13 protein-coding genes, 1 tRNA gene and 1 pseudogene are annotated in these 17153 nt (G+C 73.0%); 5 read left to right on the top strand and 10 right to left on the bottom strand.

Annotation, left to right across the window (positions count from 1 at the left end):
• Nucleotides 1–11: 11 nt before the first annotated feature.
• The 5 genes from ACYU96_RS15270 to ACYU96_RS15290 all read right to left on the bottom strand — a co-directional run bounded on the left by ACYU96_RS15270 (nucleotide 12) and on the right by ACYU96_RS15290 (nucleotide 5766).
• The gene (locus tag ACYU96_RS15270; protein WP_460755228.1) at nucleotides 12–1379 is read right to left on the bottom strand and encodes a tyrosine-type recombinase/integrase; all 1368 of its coding nucleotides are present in this window, start codon (nucleotides 1377–1379) and stop codon (nucleotides 12–14) included.
• 3 nt (nucleotides 1380–1382) lie between these two features.
• Entirely contained in the window at nucleotides 1383–1640 is a 258-nt protein-coding gene (locus ACYU96_RS15275) for a helix-turn-helix domain-containing protein (RefSeq protein WP_460755230.1), read from the bottom strand.
• A 189-nt stretch (nucleotides 1641–1829) separates the two neighbouring features.
• Nucleotides 1830–1902, bottom strand: a tRNA-Ala gene (locus ACYU96_RS15280).
• 197 nt (nucleotides 1903–2099) lie between these two features.
• Nucleotides 2100–3314 (bottom strand): hypothetical protein, encoded by a 1215-nt coding sequence (locus ACYU96_RS15285; RefSeq protein ID WP_460755232.1) that lies wholly within the window; start codon nucleotides 3312–3314, stop codon nucleotides 2100–2102.
• 160 nt (nucleotides 3315–3474) lie between these two features.
• The gene (locus tag ACYU96_RS15290; protein ID WP_460755235.1) at nucleotides 3475–5766 is read right to left on the bottom strand and encodes an LLM class flavin-dependent oxidoreductase; all 2292 of its coding nucleotides are present in this window, start codon (nucleotides 5764–5766) and stop codon (nucleotides 3475–3477) included.
• Nucleotides 5767–5900: 134 nt separating this feature from the next.
• On the opposite strand from ACYU96_RS15290, the gene ACYU96_RS15295 reads away from it, so the two are divergent.
• On the top strand, nucleotides 5901–6473 hold the full coding sequence (locus tag ACYU96_RS15295; protein ID WP_460755238.1) for a MarR family winged helix-turn-helix transcriptional regulator: 573 nt from the start codon (nucleotides 5901–5903) through the stop codon (nucleotides 6471–6473).
• A gap of 14 nt (nucleotides 6474–6487) precedes the next feature.
• Here ACYU96_RS15295 and ACYU96_RS15300 read toward each other — a convergent pair whose 3' ends face one another.
• Complete coding sequence (locus ACYU96_RS15300; protein ID WP_460755240.1) at nucleotides 6488–7105, bottom strand: GNAT family N-acetyltransferase; 618 nt, start codon at nucleotides 7103–7105, stop codon at nucleotides 6488–6490.
• A gap of 226 nt (nucleotides 7106–7331) precedes the next feature.
• Here ACYU96_RS15300 and ACYU96_RS15305 point away from each other — a divergent pair, with 226 nt between their 5' ends.
• Nucleotides 7332–7928, top strand: coding sequence for a 5-formyltetrahydrofolate cyclo-ligase (locus tag ACYU96_RS15305; RefSeq protein ID WP_460755243.1), 597 nt, complete (start codon nucleotides 7332–7334; stop codon nucleotides 7926–7928).
• A gap of 60 nt (nucleotides 7929–7988) precedes the next feature.
• Here the strand turns inward: ACYU96_RS15305 and ACYU96_RS15310 are convergent, their stop codons facing one another.
• Nucleotides 7989–10712 (bottom strand): penicillin acylase family protein, encoded by a 2724-nt coding sequence (locus ACYU96_RS15310; RefSeq protein WP_460755246.1) that lies wholly within the window; start codon nucleotides 10710–10712, stop codon nucleotides 7989–7991.
• Nucleotides 10713–10801: 89 nt separating this feature from the next.
• Between ACYU96_RS15310 and ACYU96_RS15315 the strand changes: the two are divergent.
• Nucleotides 10802–11002: pseudogene (locus ACYU96_RS15315) on the top strand (FmdB family zinc ribbon protein); the annotation flags it as partial.
• A 14-nt stretch (nucleotides 11003–11016) separates the two neighbouring features.
• Here the strand turns inward: ACYU96_RS15315 and ACYU96_RS15320 are convergent.
• Complete coding sequence (locus ACYU96_RS15320) at nucleotides 11017–11268, bottom strand: hypothetical protein (RefSeq protein ID WP_460755910.1); 252 nt, start codon at nucleotides 11266–11268, stop codon at nucleotides 11017–11019.
• 80 nt (nucleotides 11269–11348) lie between these two features.
• On the opposite strand from ACYU96_RS15320, the gene ACYU96_RS15325 reads away from it, so the two are divergent.
• Both ACYU96_RS15325 and mscL read left to right on the top strand, forming a co-directional pair.
• Nucleotides 11349–12086, top strand: a complete 738-nt coding sequence (locus ACYU96_RS15325; RefSeq protein ID WP_460755248.1) for an SAF domain-containing protein — start codon at nucleotides 11349–11351, stop codon at nucleotides 12084–12086.
• Between the two features lie 175 nt (nucleotides 12087–12261).
• A complete protein-coding gene (mscL, locus tag ACYU96_RS15330) occupies nucleotides 12262–12678 on the top strand; it encodes a large conductance mechanosensitive channel protein MscL (protein ID WP_460755252.1) in 417 nt (138 codons plus the stop codon).
• A 12-nt stretch (nucleotides 12679–12690) separates the two neighbouring features.
• Here the strand turns inward: mscL and ACYU96_RS15335 are convergent, their stop codons facing one another.
• Nucleotides 12691–12939, bottom strand: coding sequence for a hypothetical protein (locus ACYU96_RS15335; RefSeq protein ID WP_460755255.1), 249 nt, complete (start codon nucleotides 12937–12939; stop codon nucleotides 12691–12693).
• 79 nt (nucleotides 12940–13018) lie between these two features.
• Nucleotides 13019–17125 (bottom strand): hypothetical protein, encoded by a 4107-nt coding sequence (locus ACYU96_RS15340; RefSeq protein ID WP_460755258.1) that lies wholly within the window; start codon nucleotides 17123–17125, stop codon nucleotides 13019–13021.
• Nucleotides 17126–17153 lie beyond the last annotated feature (28 nt).

The raw sequence follows: 17153 nt of genomic DNA on the forward strand, positions 1-17153 counted from the left end.
AGAACCTGCGCCTACCAACCGGTGCTGTCCTCGACGGCACCAATCGCGGCGTGCGCCATCTTGTCGGTGTCGCTTCCGGCAACGCGGGTCTCCTCGTTCGACTTCTGGTACTCAGCATCCCCGATCTCGACCATCTCCTGCAGCACGGCAGACGTGTCCGGCGCCAGGCGCAACCGATCGATGTAGTGCCGTGCCGTGACCCCGGCATCGATCTTGTGCCCCAGCAGGGCGGCGGCATCAGCCAGTCTCATCTTCCGGGCGACGCGCGTCGCGACGGTCTTGCGCAGCAGGTGCGGGTACACCTCGCCGGTCATTTCGGCCTTGTCCAATGCCATGCGCAGCGTCCGGCGGATGTTGTGCGGCGTCTGCGCTCGGGTCGCGTTACGCCCGTCCCGGAATCTCCGGGAAGGGAACACCGGCATGTCCGCGGTGGTCACCGCTGGACGGATCGAGACCAGAGCCTCCGCGACGAACGGCGGCAGAATGATCACCCGGTCGCCGGCGTCGGTCTTCGGCTTGGGCTGCCTGACGGTGCCCTGCCCCTTGACGTCCGTCAGCGTCGCCTCGACTGCGATCGTGGGCAGCCCGTCCGGGGACAGGTTGACCTCGCCCCAACGCAGCGCCATCACCTCGCCGATCCGCATCCCCGTGCCGAGCATCACGTCGACCACAGCGGGCAGGTGCCCCGTCGGCCTCGGTCCTGGTTGCCCTTCCCGAGACCTCTCCCAGGAACGCACGGCCGCCCGCAACCGGCCGATGCCGAACACCGTCATCGCCTTCGGTTCGGGCCGCTTCTTGGAGGGCGCCTGCGTCTTGCGTGCGGGATTGTCCCGCAGCGCGTCATGCACGACGGCGCGGTCGAGCACGCTGATCAGGTTCCCGCGCGTGGCTGCCGTCGTCGTCACCATGTCGTGCGGGCCGTCCTTGCCCCGCTCGATCATCCCGTCGATCCACGCCTGGATGATCGCCGGCGTGAGCTCCCGTAGTCGCCGCTTCCCCAGGTGCGGAACCACGTGACGTCCGAGGTTCCGCTCGTACTCGTCCACCGTCTGTGGACGAACCGGCGGGTTCGGCCACGCCTGACGCACCCGCAGCTCGTTGATCCACTGCCGACATGCCAGCCCGACCCGCGAATCCGGCTTGAGCGCCTCCGAGCCACGCGGTGCGCTGAGCAGGTCGGTGGCGGCCTTCAGCACGCGGTTGCGAGCCTCTGTCTTCGTGTCGGCGTTACGGCCCGGCTGTTCCTCCGAACCGTCGTAGAGGCAGACACGCACCCGTGCCTGCCACACGCTCTTCCCCCGCGCACCGGTCCCCTTCAGCGGGATCTCCCGGTAGGAGACCTCGCCTACGTCGCCAGGGCGCAGCTTCCGCCTAGTCATCACTCACCACCCCCACGACGAGGCGTCGGAGTCATCGCCGGTGTCGATGGACCCGTCGCCGTCCGAGGCGCGCTGCTCGAGCCAGGCCCGCACGTCCGACTCCTCGAACAGCAGGTGCTTGCCGATCTTGTAGGCCCGCGGCGCGACGCCGTGCTTGCGCCATGTGTAGACCGTCTCGCGTGTGCAGTGCAGCTTGCGGCAGAGGTCGTCCAGCGTCCACATCGGACCGCGGTCCAGCGGGGTATCACGCGAGTCACTCATGCTCGACAGGTGCTCGAAACACGCCTGCGGACGAGTCCTCAGACAGGCGTTGCGAGGCGTTCTCGGTCGAACGCCGTGAGGATTAATGCGTGCACTCAAGGGTGTCACCTCTCAGGTTCGGGTGACCCCTCCGGGAAGCAAGAAGGCCGCTGACCTGGCGTGATGCCAGATGCAGCGACCCTCAATCGGTGGAGCTAGGGGGATTCGAACCCCCGACCTTCTCATTGCGAACGAGACGCGCTACCAACTGCGCCATAGCCCCGAGTGCTGGAACAGATTAGCACTCCACCGGCCGGGGTCCGCAAATCAGAACGGGTGGTACGCACCACACAACGCCAGGCCACAGGCCGATCGGCGGCTGACCGGCCGCCAGGCGACGGCCCGTCGGCCGCCACCCGGCACAGCCACCCGGCCCAGCCGACCCGCCCAGCCGACCGGCCCACCGCAAGCCCGATCCGGTCATCCCGCCGCGCGGCGGCGCGCCAGGATCCGCTCCAGCGGCTGGGCGAGCGTCTCGTCCGGGACGCGCGGCGCCGGCCGCATCAGCTCTTCCTCGTCGGGGTGCGCCGCCGAGTCCGATGACGCCGCCCGCGCACGCTCGGCCGGCTCGTCGCCCGCAGGCTCCTCGCTGACGTGCTTCTCTCCCGTCGACATCCCGGCCGATGCGCGCATGGCGGCCGCCAGCCGGGCCGAGGCGTCGTCGGTCCGGTTCGCACCGGCCCCCTCGGTGGCAGGCTTGCCCGCACCGGCTCCCCCGGCCCGGACCCCGTCGCCCCCCGCGCCGCTCTTCCGGGCGCCGTCCGACGCCCGCGCGCTGACGCTCCCCGACGTCACCCGTGGCGCCGCCGGCTTGGTCACGTACGTGGGTAGCGGCACCGGGACCGGGTCCCAGGCGCCGCCTCCGACACCGGGGCTCTCCTCGCCCGCGCCGTCGTCGTCGGCCCGCTCGGCGGCCGGGGCGCCGCTCTCGTCCACGACCTTCGCGCGTACCGGCTCGGGCACCGTCAGCAGCTCGTCGAGCACACCGCCCTTCTTCGTCGCGAGGACCACCTCGTCCGTGGCCTCCGTGACCCGCATCCGGTTGCGCGGCGCGTACGGCCCGCCGTTCGCCAGGGCGCGCGCCTGCGTGGCCCGCTGCCGCGCCGCGCGGCGGCCCGCCTCGACCGCGTCCTCGGCCCGCCGGGCCCGGATCGCGGCGCGCCGCCCCAGCACCAGCGCGGTGACCAGGACCGCGGTCGGAACCACTCCGACCACCCAGTGCAGCGGAACGGCGACCACGGCGGCCCACGCTGCGAGAGAGGCCAGGAGAAGAAAGAGGGTCAGCACGAACCGCCGTCGGGCACGGACCGCCCGGCGGGCACGCTGCACCGCCAGGACCCGGCGCTGCGCCGGGGTCTCCATGTCCTCCGGGTCGAGCGCGAGCGGAGCCGGGCGCGCGCCGGTCAGGCGCGAACCACCTGTGCCGGTCGTCATGGCTCCTCCTCGTTCCTGTCCGGTGGGTCTCGTGCTGAAGACCGTGCCGCCGCTGACCGCGACGACACGCAACCCACCGGAGAACCGGTCGCCGGCCCGTGCGGCCGCAAGCTCCGTGCGGTCACGGATCAGGTGCGGTGCCCAGTACCCCAGCCACAGGACGAACAGCGCGACGACTGTCACCCCTGCGGCCGATTCCACAACACGACGTTAGGCGCTCGTCAAGGAACGTCCCCGGCGACACGCCCGGGCATCAGGTAGTGCCCGATATGCCATACGGATCGGTCAAGATGCGGTGGGCTCCTCACGATGTCCGACGACGGCGCCGACGGCCAGCCAATATCGCCCCGGTTCCGCGCCCTCACGCGGCCAGGAGCTCCGCCGGCGGGATCGGGAAGTTCGACCGGAACACGTTCGACGGGTCGTACAACGCCTTGATCTCGCGCAGCCGCGAGAGCGCCGGCTCGGGGAACGCCTCCAGCAGCCGCTCGGGCCGGGTGTCGGTGTCGAAGGACAGGTACGTGCCGTCCTGCACCGGGCCGATCACCGCGTCCCACACCTCGTCGATCGTCGCCTGCCTGGCGGACAGGCCCGCGAGCGCGAAGTTCTGGTGCCGGTGGGCGTAGGCGGTGGCGCCGGGGTCGACGTCGTGGGCCGCACCGCCCGTGGCTCGGATCGCCGTGAAGTGCGAGGCACCGGAGGCGACCAGCTTCTCGATCCCGCGGCTCGTGTCCCGGTCGAGGTGCGTGAGCAGGCCTGACCGCGACGCCGGGCTCCCTCCGCCGGAGTGGTGCCGGGACTGCCGGGAGACGACGGCCGAGTACGGCAGGAGCTGGGCCTGGTGGCCGAGCAGCGGACCGGCGTCGGCGAGTGTCTCGAGCGCGGCGACCGCGGCCTCCGGATCGACGTCCGCGCCCTCGGCTGCGTACATGCTCATGAGCTGCGCCACCGGGCCCTGGTCTGCGCCGGCGGAGCCGAGGATCAGGAACGACGTGAGCTCTCGCGGCGCCGCCTCGACGGCCGCGCCCCACTTCTCCAGCAACCCTGCGGTGTCCGTCGCGTCGAGCACCATCTGCGAGAACACGACGTCGCCCACGGCGCCGGCCTCGATCTCCAGCCACGTCACCACGCCCATGTTCCCGCCGGCGCCGCGCAACGCCCAGAACAGGTCCGGGTTCTCGTCGGCGGACGCGCGCAGGACGTCGCCCGCCGCGGTGACCACCTCGGCGGCGACCACGCGGTCGATGGTCAGGCCCTGCAGCCGTCCGAGGAACCCGATACCGCCGGTGGTGGCGAGACCGCCGACGCCGACCCCGCCGTAGTCCCCCGACGTGATCGCCCAGCCGCGCGGCGCCAGGGTCTCCGCGACCTCGCCCCAGGTGGCTCCCGCGCCGATCCGCACGCGGCGGGTCGCCTCGTCGACCACCTCGACGGAGCGCAGCGCTCCCAGGTCCAGGACGATGCCGCCGTCGTTGGTGGACCGGCCGGAGATGCCGTGCCCGGCCGACCGCACGGCGAACGGCACCGCCTGCTCGCGCGACCAGTCCAGGGCGGCGACGATCTCCCCCGCACGACGTGGCCGGAGCACGACGCCGGGCGCTCCGGCGCGCAGGTAGTTGTGCCGCACCGACTCGTACTCGCGATCTCCGGGCTCCACGGCGCGCTCGGCGAGGTCGGCGGGCAAGGACTCGTAGTCGATACCGGGACGGCGGGCGGCGAGCGCCTTCGTGCCACGCCGGGCCGACGCCGGGGTGGTGCCGCCCGCGCGCCGCTCCGCGGCGACCGCCTCGCGCACGGCGGGTGCGATCTCGTTCCCGAGGGTCTCGATCAGCTTCGGGTCGTCGCCCATGACGATGAACGTGCCGATGCCGTCCTCCAGCGCCAGCCGCGTGAGCTGCTCGACCCACTGGTCCACCGGACCCTGGAGGAACCCGGCGCTCGTGGCCTGGATCCGGCCGCCGAGGTTGAGCAGGCGGCGGACCTCTGCCGGGGCGCGCCCCGCCTCGGTGGCCGACTCGTCGATGACGGCGTTGCCGCGCGCCAGGTCACCGTCCTTCAGGTAGGGCAGCGAGGGCAGCCAGCCGTCGGCCTCACGGCCGATCAGCCGCAGCATGCGCGGCTTGTAGGCGCCGAGCCACACGGGGATGTCGTGGGCGGGCGCCGGGCCGCGCTTCGCACCCGCGACGCGGTAGTGGTCGCCCGCCACCCGCAGCGGCGTGCGTTCGTGCGGGTCCCAGATGCCACGCATGATCTGCAGCGCCTCCTCGAGCGCGGTGACCGACTCCCCCGCCGTGCGGCGCGGGCCGCCCATGGCGGCGATCGGGTCCCAGAAGCCGCCCGCGCCGAGACCCATCGCGAACCGGCCGCCGGAGAGCAGGTCCAGGCTGGCCGCGGCACGAGCGAGCACGGCGGGCTGGCGCAGCGGCAGGTTGAGCACGTTGCCCGACACGGTGATGCGCTCGGTCGCTGCGGCGACCCAGCTCAGGAGGGTCCAGGTGTCCAGGAAGGCCGCCTGGTACGGGTGGTCCTGGAACGTGGCCAGGTCGAGCCCGGCGCGCTCGGTGAGCCGCGCCAGCTCGACCGGTACCTGCGGGTCCGCGGCGGTCGGGGTGAGGAAGGTGCCGAACTGCAGCTCGTGCCCGTAGTCCGTCATGGTGAGGTGCCCTGCGATTCTCTCGGTGGTGTCCGGTGGCGTGGCCGTCCCACGGCCACCGGAAATCGTCTGTTCTACAGACGATATCAATGACAACTCATCTGGTCGACCGCTGATTCCGGTAGGCTGGTCACATGTCCACGTCCACCCCCGCCGGCGACGTGCGCGAGCCCGCCGCGCGAGCCTCGCAGCGCTCCCCGCGACGCGAGCGCACGGCAGGTCCGACGATCCCGGACCCGGGCCTCGGCCTGAGCTGGTCGCTCGTCGCGCTGCTGCGCGAGTGGAGCGTGCGCGTCGATGCCGCGACCGAGGATCTGCCCCACGGCATGCGCGGCTACCAGGTGCTCCGCGTCGTCGTGCACGACGCACCGCCCACGCAGGCCTCGCTCGCCGCGCGGCTCGGCATCGACCGGACCGTCATGACCTACCTCATCGACAGGTACGTCGAGTGCGGGTTCGTCGAGCGGCAGCAGGACCCGTCGGACCGCCGTGCACGGCGCATCGTCGCCACCGCGCACGGTCGGGAGATGCTCGCCGACGTCGACGTCCGGGTCGCCGCCGCCGAGGAGGACCTGCTGGCCGGCCTGCCGCCGACGGACCGGGTTCGGTTCCGTGACCTGCTAGAACGCGCCGCCCGTGGTGTCACCGAGGACGATGACCCGTGTGGCGTGGTCGCCCGCGCGGTGACGCCCGTCGAGCAGGGCTGACACCGGCGCACCGTCTACCCCTCACGCACCTGCTGCCACCTGCCCAGCAGGCCGCCCGGGACGTCCTCCGTGGTGAGCGCGAACGTGCGGTGGTCGCGCCAGCCGCCCTGGATGTGCAGGAACCGCTCGCGCACCCCCTCGTCACGGAACCCGAGCTTCTCCACCACCCGCAGGCTCGGCCTGTTCTCGGGCCGGATGTTGACCTCGATGCGGTGCAGCCCCAGCACGAACCAGCAGTAGTCCGTCGCCATGGCGACGCCGGTCGGGGCCACGCCCCGCCCTGCCACGTGCTCGGAGACCCAGTACCCGATGCTCGCCGAGCACAGCGACCCGTAGGTGATCGACGCCACGGTGAGCTGGCCGACCAGCTCGCCGTCGAGCTCCACGCCGAACGGCAGCAGCGTCCCGGCCCGCGCCTGCGACGACAGCGAGCGCACGTACTCGCTGAACGACGCCACCGTCATCCGGTTCTCACCGGTGACGGGCGACGTCGCCTCCCACCGCTCGAGCCAGCCGGCGTTGTCCGCGCGCAACTGCGCCCAGACCTTGCCGTCCCGGCGCCGCAACGGTCGCAGCACCACCACACCGCCCGGCGTGTCCTCCCGCAGCGTCACCGGCCATGGCTTGGACACGGTCCATCCCTTCACGACGAGTCCCGTCGTCTCCGACATTCGTTCCCTCACCCAGTTGTGCCCGCCGACCTGGCGCCGCGGTCCGTCTGCAGTGGGTCTACCACGAGCGGCCGCCTCTGACCTGCCGAAGCACGCGGCGCCGGGTCATCCGGGGAATCCTGGAACAATAGCGCTCATGAAGGGCGCTCGGATTCCGACATCGCAGCCGTACCCGGTCCAGACGGGAATGGACCCAGAGGACGCCAAGGAGGAGCTCCGCCGCGCCATCCGTCAGCAGCGCAACGGCCGGACCGTGAAACAGCGGACGCAGGCCGAGTCGGCGTTCGCCGACGTCGTGTGGTCGATCCCGGAGGTGCGGGAGGCCGCCGTCGTCGGCATGTACGCCGCGCGCGCCGCCGAGCCCGCGACGGGGCAGCTCATGGATCGCCTCGCGGAGCGCGGGACCCGCGTGCTGCTCCCGGTGCTGGGGGCCGGCCTGGCCCGCGACTGGGCGGACTACACGGGCCCCGAGGACCTTCTCGAGCGTGCGCCCGGCCGGCCGCCGGAGCCGGGCGGGCCCACGCTCGGCCAGGACGCGCTCAAGCTGGCCGACGTCGTCGTCGCGCCCGCGCTCGCCGTCGACTCCCGTGGCGTCCGGCTCGGCCAGGGCGGCGGCTGGTACGACCGCGTGCTCACCTACGTCCGTCCGGGCGCGATGGTCGTCGCGGTCGTGTTCCCGGAAGAGGTGTACGACGCCGCGGAACGCCCCCTCCCGTCCGAGCAGCACGACATCGCGGTGCACGCCGTGGCGACCACCGACACCTGGCACCACCTCGCCCCCTGACCCCCGACGGGGCAGCCACGTCAGGTCACGTCAGGTCAGGTCAGGTCAGGTCAGGTCAGGTCAGGGGATGAGCGTCAGCTCTTCGTCGGTGGCCTCTTCGACGGCGTCGCGGGTGAAGGGCCAGGAGAAGGTCTCGCCGTCGACCCACTCGTCGAGCTGGTCGTCGTAGTGCTTCGAGGCCGGGTGGCCGGACACGCCGGTCACGGTCACCCAGGTCGAGGCGTCCAGGTCGGCCATGTCCACGACCATCCGCATGGACGGCCCGGACGTCACCGTGAAGCTGCCCGACGCCGCGTCCCACGACGTCGCGTTCACGATCGAGCTGCCACCCGCCACGCCGTACGGCGCCGGGTTCATGTAGGTGCTGACGGCCAGCGGGGCCTCGGAGCCGCCCAGCGTCGCGTGCTCCAGCTCGAGCTGGTGCAGCATGCCCCAGGACCAGTCGCCCGGGTCCTTGCTGATCTCGACGGTCATGTCCTGGCGGGCGCTCGTGAGCGCCCGGGTCAGGATCTCGTCCCGGCTCTCCCGCACGGCGACCGTGGACGCGTCGTCCCAGAAGGCGTTGTTCGGGTCGTCGAGCATGCCCTGCATGACGGCGAGCCAGCGGTCCCCGCCGTCGGGCCACATGCTCGCCGGGAGCTCGTCCTGGAACGTCGCCTCGAGCAGGTTCCGCCACACGGCGGCGAAGTAGGCGGCCGCGGCCGAGTCCTTCTCCATCCGGAAGTCCCAGTCGCGCAGCAGTTGCTGCCCGTCCGAGTCGTAGCCGTCCTCGAGCTCGACCTCGAGCAGCACTCCCACGAGGGTGTCGGCGAACGCGCTCCAGTCGTCGTTCTGGATCTGTGACATGTCGTCGGCACTGAACTGACGGCCCGAGTCGATCTGCTCGGTGAGCAGGGTGCGGATGCGCTGCGACCGGAAGCCGTAGTCCCAGTCGCGGGAGAGGCTCGGGCCGGAGTCGCTGGGCAGCACCGCCTGGTTGGCCGCCACGACGAAGCCCTCGCCCGGGTCCTGCACGCGCGGCATGTTCTCGGGCTTCACGTAGCCGGTCCAGTCGTACCGCTCGTCCCAGCCGGGCCGGGGCCAGGAGCCGTCCGAGGCGACGGGGCCCGGGACCTCCGCGCGCACCGGGATCTTGCCCGGCGCCTGGTAGCCGATGTGCCCGTCCGTGGTCGCGTACACGACGTTCTGCGCCGGGACGTCGAACAGTGCCGCCGCCTTGCGGATGTCCTCGGCGTCGCGCGCGGTGTCGAACGCGAAGACCGCGTCGGCGGTACGGCCCGGTTCGAGCGCGGTCCACTGGAGCGAGATCGCGTAGTCGCCGAGCTCGGTGCCCTCCTCGGTGGGCGAGTGCACCATCGCGTCGACGTCGGACTCGCCGGCCTTGTCGTCGCCGAGCACGTCGGAGATCAGCGGGCCGTGGACCGTGCTGCGGACCGTGAGGTCCTCGGGCGAGCCGCCGCTGACGCGGACGGTCTCCTCCCGGGTCTCCAGGTCCACCCACTGATCGCCGCGCTTGTAGGTGTCCCCCCGCACACGTTCGATGAAGAAGTCGGTGACGTCGGCGCCCATGTTGGTCAGGCCCCAGGCCAGATCGGCGTTGTGGCCGATGATGACGCCCGGGAACCCGGAGAACCCGAAGCCGGCCGTGTCGAACGGGCAGGCCTCGGTCACCTCGTTGCAGTGCAGGCCGACCTGGTGCCAGACGCCCGGCGCGGCCAGGCTGAGGTGCGGGTCGTTCGCCAGCAGCGGCAGGCCGGACTCGGTGTGGTCGCCGGAGACCGCCCACGAGTTCGAGCCGGTCCCCTCCCCCTCCGCGATCTGCGTCGGGACGGCGTCGAGCGCCTCCTGCGTCGCCACGACGGCGTCGCGCAGGTCCTGGTCGAGGTATGCGCCGCCCTCCACGGTGGCCGACGTCGTCGTGGCCGTGGTCGTGCTGGTCTGCTCCGTCTCCGAACCGCCGGTGGTGGTGGCGCCCGTCGTCCCCGTCCCGGTCCCGGTCCCGGACGCGGCCGACTCCGTGAGGATGGTCTGGTTGCCGGCCGTGCGGTACTCGGGGAACAGCTGCGCGACCCGGGCCGGGTCCTCCAGCGTGCTGTAGGCCAGGGCGCGGTCGAGCTCGTCGTCGTAGTTCGAACGCAGGTCCCAGGCCATCGCCTTGAGCCAGGCGAGCGAGTCCACGGGGTCCCACGGCTCCGGGCGCTCCAGGTCGACGGTCGTGCCCAGCACCGTGTACTCGACGCCGAGCTCCGACGGTGACCGCTCCGCGAGATAGGCGTTCACACCGTCCGCGTACGCGCGCAGGTACTCCTGCGTCGCGGGGTTGAGGAGGGCGAGCTCCTGCTCCGCGACCTGCCGCCAGCCGAACGTCCGGATCAGCTTGTCCGCGGAGAGTGCCGACTCGTTCGCGCCGACCAGCTCGGAGAGGCGGCCCGCGGTGACGTGGCGCCGGAAGTCCATCTCGAAGAAGCGGTCCTGCGCGTGCACGTAGCCCTGCGCGCGAAACAGGTCTCCGGCGTCGTCGGCGTAGACGTGCGGGACGCCCTGCTCGTCACGGAGCACCCGGACGTCCGCCGACAGGCCCTCGACCTGCGCCGTTCCCGTCGTGTCGGGCAGCGCTCGGTGCCCGATCGCCCAGGTGAACGTGGCGCCCGCAGCCAGCACGAGCACGAGCACGATCGCGATCCCGATCGCCACCTTGCGCAGGCGGGACATCACGCGACGGGTGGGCTCCGCGGCATCGGCCGCGTCGGGTGTGACGGTCTCGTGGGACGTAGGCGCTGACACGCAGGTGAGACTACCGGTTGTCCCTGACGCTCCCGAACCCGAACGGGCGGTGTCGGCCCGCCGTTCCGCGGTTCGCACGCACGGAAGGAATGTCGGGCCGACGGCGTTATGATTGGCACTCGCCAATCCTGAGTGCCAGAGGAGACCCCGTGCCCACGTACGCGTACCGGTGCACCGAGTGCGACCACGCCTTCGACATCCACCAGGCGTTCACCGACGACGCGCTGTCGGCCTGCCCGGAGTGCTCCGGTCGCCTACGGAAGGTGTTCGGCTCGATCGGCGTCTCGTTCAAGGGATCAGGTTTCTACCGGAACGACTCGCGCAGCTCGTCGTCGACCGTGCCGAAGTCGGGCGGTTCGTCGTCGAACGGTTCCGGCTCGGGCGGCTCCGGCTCGGGCGGCTCGAACGGTTCGGGTTCGAGCGAGTCGAAGTCCGGCAGCACGGCGGGGTCGGGCTCGTCGTCGGGCAGCACGCCTGCCGCGAAGACCGCCTCTTCCTGACGCGCGCCCGCCGCGGGCACGTCCGCGCGGAGCCGCAACGGTCCGACGCCGACCACAGGGGGCCGTGCGGGCCTCTTGTGCACAGCCCGCGCCGGAGCGCCCGGCACGGCGCGGAGCGCAGACCTAGCGTCGAGGCATGACCTTTCTCGGCAACCTCCTCCGGCGCGGCGCCCCCGGCCCGCGCGGCGCGATGCGGTTCGCGCGTCACGCCCGGCGTCTCGTGTGGCGTCACCGCGTCCTGCTCGCCGCGATCTGCTGCGGGCTCGCGGCCATGAGCACGGTGCAGGCGCTGCGTCCTGCGCCGCCGCCGGCGTCCCCGGTGCTCGTCACGAGCCGTGCGATAGCTGCCGGAGCCCAGCTCACCAGGGACGACGTCGTCCTGAGGGACATCGCGGCGAGCCTCGCGCCACCGGCCGCTCTGGGCGGCGCCCCCGAGGCGGTGGGATTGACCGCCGTCGTCGGGCTGCCCGCCGGCGTGGCTCTGCACCCGGGTGTCCTGTCCGAGGGCGGTCTCCTCGCCTCCGCGCCGCGCGGCACGGTCGTGGTCCCGGTGACGCTCGCCGACGACGGCGTGGCCGCCCTCCTGCGTCCCGGCGACCGGGTGGATCTCCTCGCACCGAGCTCGGCCGTCGGGGCGGGCTCGGCCGGCTCCTCCGTGGGCGACCCGGTGCCCGAGACGTCCTACCTCGCGCGGCGCGCCCTGGTCCTCCCGACCCCCGCAGAGCGTCCGCCCGACGCCGCAGGGGCCGCCGGGTTGCTCGGGGGAGGGGCCGATCCACCGTCTGTCACACTCGTGGCGGTCGCTCCGAGCGACGCACCGGACCTATCGTCGATAGCCGGAATGAGCGCTGTGTCGGCTGTTCTCGTCCGTTGACAGACTAGGGCGAACAATCGGCTTTGCCTGGTTCAAGATGCGCGAGCCGAGATTCACCCCCAGAATCTCCTCCGGGCACCGGTGCGGCGCCGGTTCCGCGGCTCGCCCGGCACGGTACAGCACCGGGCCGGAGCACCCGGCATACCCCTGGCAACAACGACACGGAGGACTTCACATGCGCGAACAGCTCAACGGTTTCAAGGAATTCATCACCCGGGGCAACGTGCTCGACCTCGCGGTCGCCGTCGTCATCGGCGGCGCGTTCACGGCCGTGATCAGCGGCCTGGTCGACGGGATCATCATGCCGCTGATCGGCTGGCTCGTCGGCGCGCCCGACTTCACGAGCATCGCCTTCGACGTCCCCAACTGGCAGGGCGGCGAGACGACGTTCCAGGTAGGCCTGCTCATCCAGGGCGTGCTCATGTTCCTGCTGATCGCGTTCGCGGTGTACTTCTTCGTCGTCGTCCCGGTCCAGAAGATGTCGGCGCTGCGCAAGAAGCCCGAGGAAGAGATCGAGGAGACCCTCGAGAAGGACGTCGAGCTGCTCACCGAGATCCGCGACCTCCTCCGCGCCCAGAACGCCAGCCGCTGACGGCGGCCCGCCTCACCAGTGCGGCGGCACGTCCCGCAGCAGGCGCTCGTCGTTGCCGCCGTCACCGGGGGCCTCGCCCCACCCGTCGGCCCGCTCGTCGCCGCTGACGCCGGGCACGGTCTCCCGCTCGTTCCCGCGTCGCACCACCCGCCGGCTCCTCCGGCGCGGCCGCACGTCCTCGTCACCGGCCGCACGGCGAGCAGCGTCAGCGCCACGGTGCCCCTCACCGTCGCGCTCCCCGGAAGCCGAGATCTCACCCACAGCACCATTCTCCACCACGCGGGCCCGTCCCCCGTGCCCTCACCGCCGGACCGCCGCGACGGGCGAGGGCCGGGGAGCGTCACTCGTCCACGACGAGCGGAACCCCCACGGCCTCCTGCACGTCTCCCACCCGGCTGTCCCGTACGCCGAGCACCACCTGCCGCACCCGCTCCGCCTCCGCGTCCGGGTCCAGGAAGGCCGCGGCCGACCACACCTGCGCCACGACCCACCCCAGCCGCTCCAGCCGGTTCGCGAGCTGCCGGTCCCGCACGCGGATCGAGGGCTCGGCCACGTAGGCGGCGTCGTCGGTCAGCACGGCGACCAACAGCTCCCCGGGCACGTCAGGATGTCCCACGGCGAGCGGGATCCGCTCCCCGTCCCCGATCCCGTAGTCGGTCTCGACGACGAGCCCGGCCTTCCAGAGCCGTTCGCCGAGGTCCCCCACGAGGCGGTCCGGCTCACGCGCGACGTCCACCCCGTTGCCGAGCTCGACGTCGTCCGCCGTCCCGTTCCGCGCGGCCGCGAACGCGAGGACCTCGCGCAGGAGCTTCGGACCGGGGCCGCGCAGGCGCTCCGGGTCGACGTCGTCGGCCCCGAAGCAGGAGACCACGTGCAGCCGCCGGCGCGTGGCGCCCAGTGCGCCGACGAGCATCCCGTCCCCGCCCGCCTCGCCGAGCACCCCGAACCGGTGCAGCACGCGCCCGTGCGGCGTCCGCCCGAACCCGAGCGTGAAGACGATCGTGTCGCGCTGCAGCCCGGCGACGCCGGTCACGTCGGCGACGACCACGGGCTCGGGCCGCTTCCCGGAGAAGAACGACGTGAGCGCCGGGTTGGTCCGAACCTCGGCCAGCAGGGCCTCGCGGATCCGGTCCGCGTGCGCGGCGGTCACGGTGACGACCCCGAACGTCTCCTCGGGCCGGGTCATCGCGTGCTCGATGGCAAGCTCGACGACGAGCTCCACCTCGGCGCGCGTCGACTCCACCGTGCCCGACGCCGGGTCCGGCATCCCGGTCCCGTCGACGAGCCAGTGATGCACCAGCGCCTCCGTGCGCGGCACGGGGGCGGGCCGCAGCACGCCGTCGTACCCGTGCTCGGCGAGCAGGCCCGTCAGCGCGGGGTCGCGGCGGCTGGGCTCGGGGACGAGCGAGACCCTGGGCAGCAGGTCGGACAGCACCCGGACGGCCGTGCCCGACGCCGATCGCGGGTCCCCCACCACCATCACCTGCCGTCCGCGCGCGATCGCCGGGACGACCACCTCGAGGGGCACGTGCTGGACTGCGTCGAGCACCACGAGGTCGACACCGCGCTCCGGCGCCAGCAGGTGCGGCACGAGCGTGGGCGTGGAGATCATCGTGGGGCGCAGGCGGCGGGCGACGGCGCCGTGGCGCGTCACCATGTCGCGCACGGAGGTCAGCTTGCCGTCGATCAGCTCGGTGTACAGCGCCTCGGCGTCCTCGCGCTCGTCGCGCATCGCCGCGCCGAGGTGCGCGCGCGCCGCGGCCCGCACGGGCCCGGGGAGCGCGTCCACGTGCCGCACGTCCAGCTCGCGGAACCGGCCCGCGAGCGCGTCCAGCCCGGCGCCGTCCTGCGCGGCGAGCGCCGGCTCGGATGCCAGGATCTCCTCGAAGACGGAGCTCCACCAGGCCAGCTCCAGCTCGGCGCCCACCTGGGCGCTCTCGACCCGCCGGGTGGCGAGGTCGTCGACGAGCCCGGCGAGCCCGGCGCCGCGCGCCCGCAGCAGGATCGCAGTGCGCTCGGGAAGGTTCTTCAGGGCTTCGGCGTCGGCCGCCAAGGACTCGAGGCGCTGGAGCAGGGCGTCCAGGTCGAGCACGGCGAGGCCGCCACCGGCGTGCGATCCCGCGACAGCCGGCTCGAGCGCCTCGACGTCGATCCGGACCGCCTCGTACGTCTCCTCGATGGCCGAGAATCCCTCGGGAAGGGTCGGCCAGCCGCCGCGCGGGCACTGCGCCTGCCACACCTCGCGCTGCTCCTGCACCTGGAGGAGGGCCTCGTGCATGGCGGGCACACGGATGCCGGGCCGCACCATCTCGCGGGCGCGCTTCCGGTTCCGGCGACGTTCCAGCCAGCCCGACTCGACGCCGTGCTCGGCCCGCCAGCGGCTCGACGCCGTCGCGTGGACGAGGTCCTCGACGGTCCGCTCGAAGACCATCGGCTGGAAGACGTCGAGGGTGCCGCGCATCCCGCTGAGCATCGCGAGCTGTTCGGCCCACTGCTCGAGGCTGGCGGCCGGCACGAGGCCGGTCACCTGGACGACGTACTCGATCTGCTCGCGCAGGCGGGGCAGGGTCTTCTCGCGCAGCCGCTTGACGCGGGTGAGCGCGTCACGTGCGGCGCGGCCGGTGGTGATCTGTGCGCCGAACCACGGCGAGGAGGACGACTTGAGCGAGAAGGCGCCCAGCTCGGCGGCCCGCGCGAGGTCGCGGGCGTGGCCGGCGCGCTTCTCCTCGGTGAGGCCGAGGATCGTGTCGGACGGCAGCCGCACGGTGGTCGACGGCGCCGGCTTCTGGGAGGTGAGACGCGCGAGCGCCTGGAGGGCGTCGTAGGCGCTGGTCCGCCACGGCTCGCGGATCTCGTGCAGGGCGTCGATGTACCCGGCGAGCTGGGAACGGGCACCGATCAGCGCATCCCGCACGCGGGCGTCGGTGTCGGTGTCGACAGGGTCGGCCTCGTCGGTGATGGCGGTCAGGAGGCGGTGCGAGACGATCTTGCGCCAGGAGGGTGTCGGGGCGACGTCGAGCAGCAGCCCGCCCAGCCCGAGCATCTCGAGCCGCGCGGTGAGCGCGTCGGCGGCGCGGCGGTGCCCGGGGACGTACAGCACGGACCGGCCCGACGCGTTGGCCTCGGCGACGACGGCGGCGAGCGTCCCCGCGACGTCCGATCCCACGGGCGCGTCCACGAACAGGTGGTTACCGGTGGCCAGCGCGTCCACGACGTGCCGCTGCAGCGGGTCGAGGTCGCCGACGCCGCGTTCGCGCGCCGGGTTGGCGTCGCCCACCCGGGGCTCGGGCAGCTCGAGCGCGCCGAGCCGGGTCACGGCCTCGTCGATGCCGCCGGCCGCGGCCACGACCTCGTGCCGGTCCAGCGTGGGCGCGAGCTCGTCGAGATCGTCGACCAGCACCTGGCCCGGGTGCACGAACGTACCGACCAGGACGCGGCGGTCCAGCCGGAACTGCTCGAGCACCGCACCGCCGAGCGAGGAGATCCGGTCCAGGACGTCCGTCGGGTCGAAGCCCGCGGCGGTGAACGACGCCTGCGCCAGGGCGGCGGGGTCGATCAGCGCGCCGTGCGCCCGCAGCGTGCGGGCCACCACGGGATTGATCTCGGCGGCTGCCTCGAGGGTGATGTCGTAGTCGGCCTCGGCGTCGCCGCGGGGCGTCAGGGTCACGGGCCGCAGCAGCACGGGCGCCCGCACGACGCGGGCCTCCCCCTGCTCGCGGCTCGTACCCGACGGCGTCCGCGGCGCCGGTCCCGACGACGGCCGGTACGCCCCGGCGGCGACGGTCGCCACGGAGACAGGTCCGGTGAACGCGCGCGCCGGCCGGACCGCGCCGCCGGGCGAGGCCGCGCCGGGCACCGCCGTCGTCCCCGGGCCGGCCGGGACGCGGCCGGTGACGCGCGCGAGGGCTTCCATGTCGTCGCCCACGCGGCCGGGCGCGGGCCTCTCCTCGAGGTGCTCGGTCCAGGTCGCTACGCCGATCGCCAGGTAGGTGGGCGCGACGCCGTAGCGCTGCGCGTGCTCGGCGGACCGGGCAGCCACCGCCTGTGCCCGACGGCGGGCGGCGGGCAGCGCCCCGGCCTCGCGCACCAGGTTGGACAGGCGGGTCGGCCGGCCCGCGAAGAGCTGTGCGACACCGGACGGGTGGGCCGCCGACAGGTCGATGACCGCCTCGCCGAGGAGGCCGACGTCGGCCAGGGACGAGCCCCCGGCCAGCTCGACGAGCCCGGCGCGCCAGCCGGCGATCGCCTCGGAGAGGTCCGGGGTCGCGCCCTCCGGGCCGTCGGTGCCGGGCTCCGGCTCGCCGCCGCCCGGGCGCATCTCCGCTGCCGCGAGCTCGTCGGCCGATCCCGCGAGGTCCTCGGCGAGGGCAGCCGTGATCTGTCCGGACAGATCGGCGTCTGCCGCGAGATCCCGGGCGGCTGCGGTCTGGCGTCGTGCAGCGTTCACTCCAGCAAACTAACCGCCACGACCGCTC

The organism is Myceligenerans cantabricum (assembly GCF_054777735.1).

What these genes read in the sequence shown, in the direction of transcription:
- ACYU96_RS15270 (WP_460755228.1), bottom strand. Translation starts at nt 1,379, where the DNA reads ATGACTAGGCGGAAGCTGCGCCCTGGCGACGTAGGCGAGGTCTCCTAC.
- ACYU96_RS15275 (WP_460755230.1), bottom strand. Translation starts at nt 1,640, where the DNA reads ATGAGTGACTCGCGTGATACCCCGCTGGACCGCGGTCCGATGTGGACG.
- ACYU96_RS15290 (WP_460755235.1), bottom strand. Translation starts at nt 5,766, where the DNA reads ATGACGGACTACGGGCACGAGCTGCAGTTCGGCACCTTCCTCACCCCG.
- ACYU96_RS15295 (WP_460755238.1), top strand. Translation starts at nt 5,901, where the DNA reads ATGTCCACGTCCACCCCCGCCGGCGACGTGCGCGAGCCCGCCGCGCGA.
- ACYU96_RS15305 (WP_460755243.1), top strand. Translation starts at nt 7,332, where the DNA reads ATGGACCCAGAGGACGCCAAGGAGGAGCTCCGCCGCGCCATCCGTCAG.
- ACYU96_RS15325 (WP_460755248.1), top strand. Translation starts at nt 11,349, where the DNA reads ATGACCTTTCTCGGCAACCTCCTCCGGCGCGGCGCCCCCGGCCCGCGC.
- mscL (WP_460755252.1), top strand. Translation starts at nt 12,262, where the DNA reads ATGCGCGAACAGCTCAACGGTTTCAAGGAATTCATCACCCGGGGCAAC.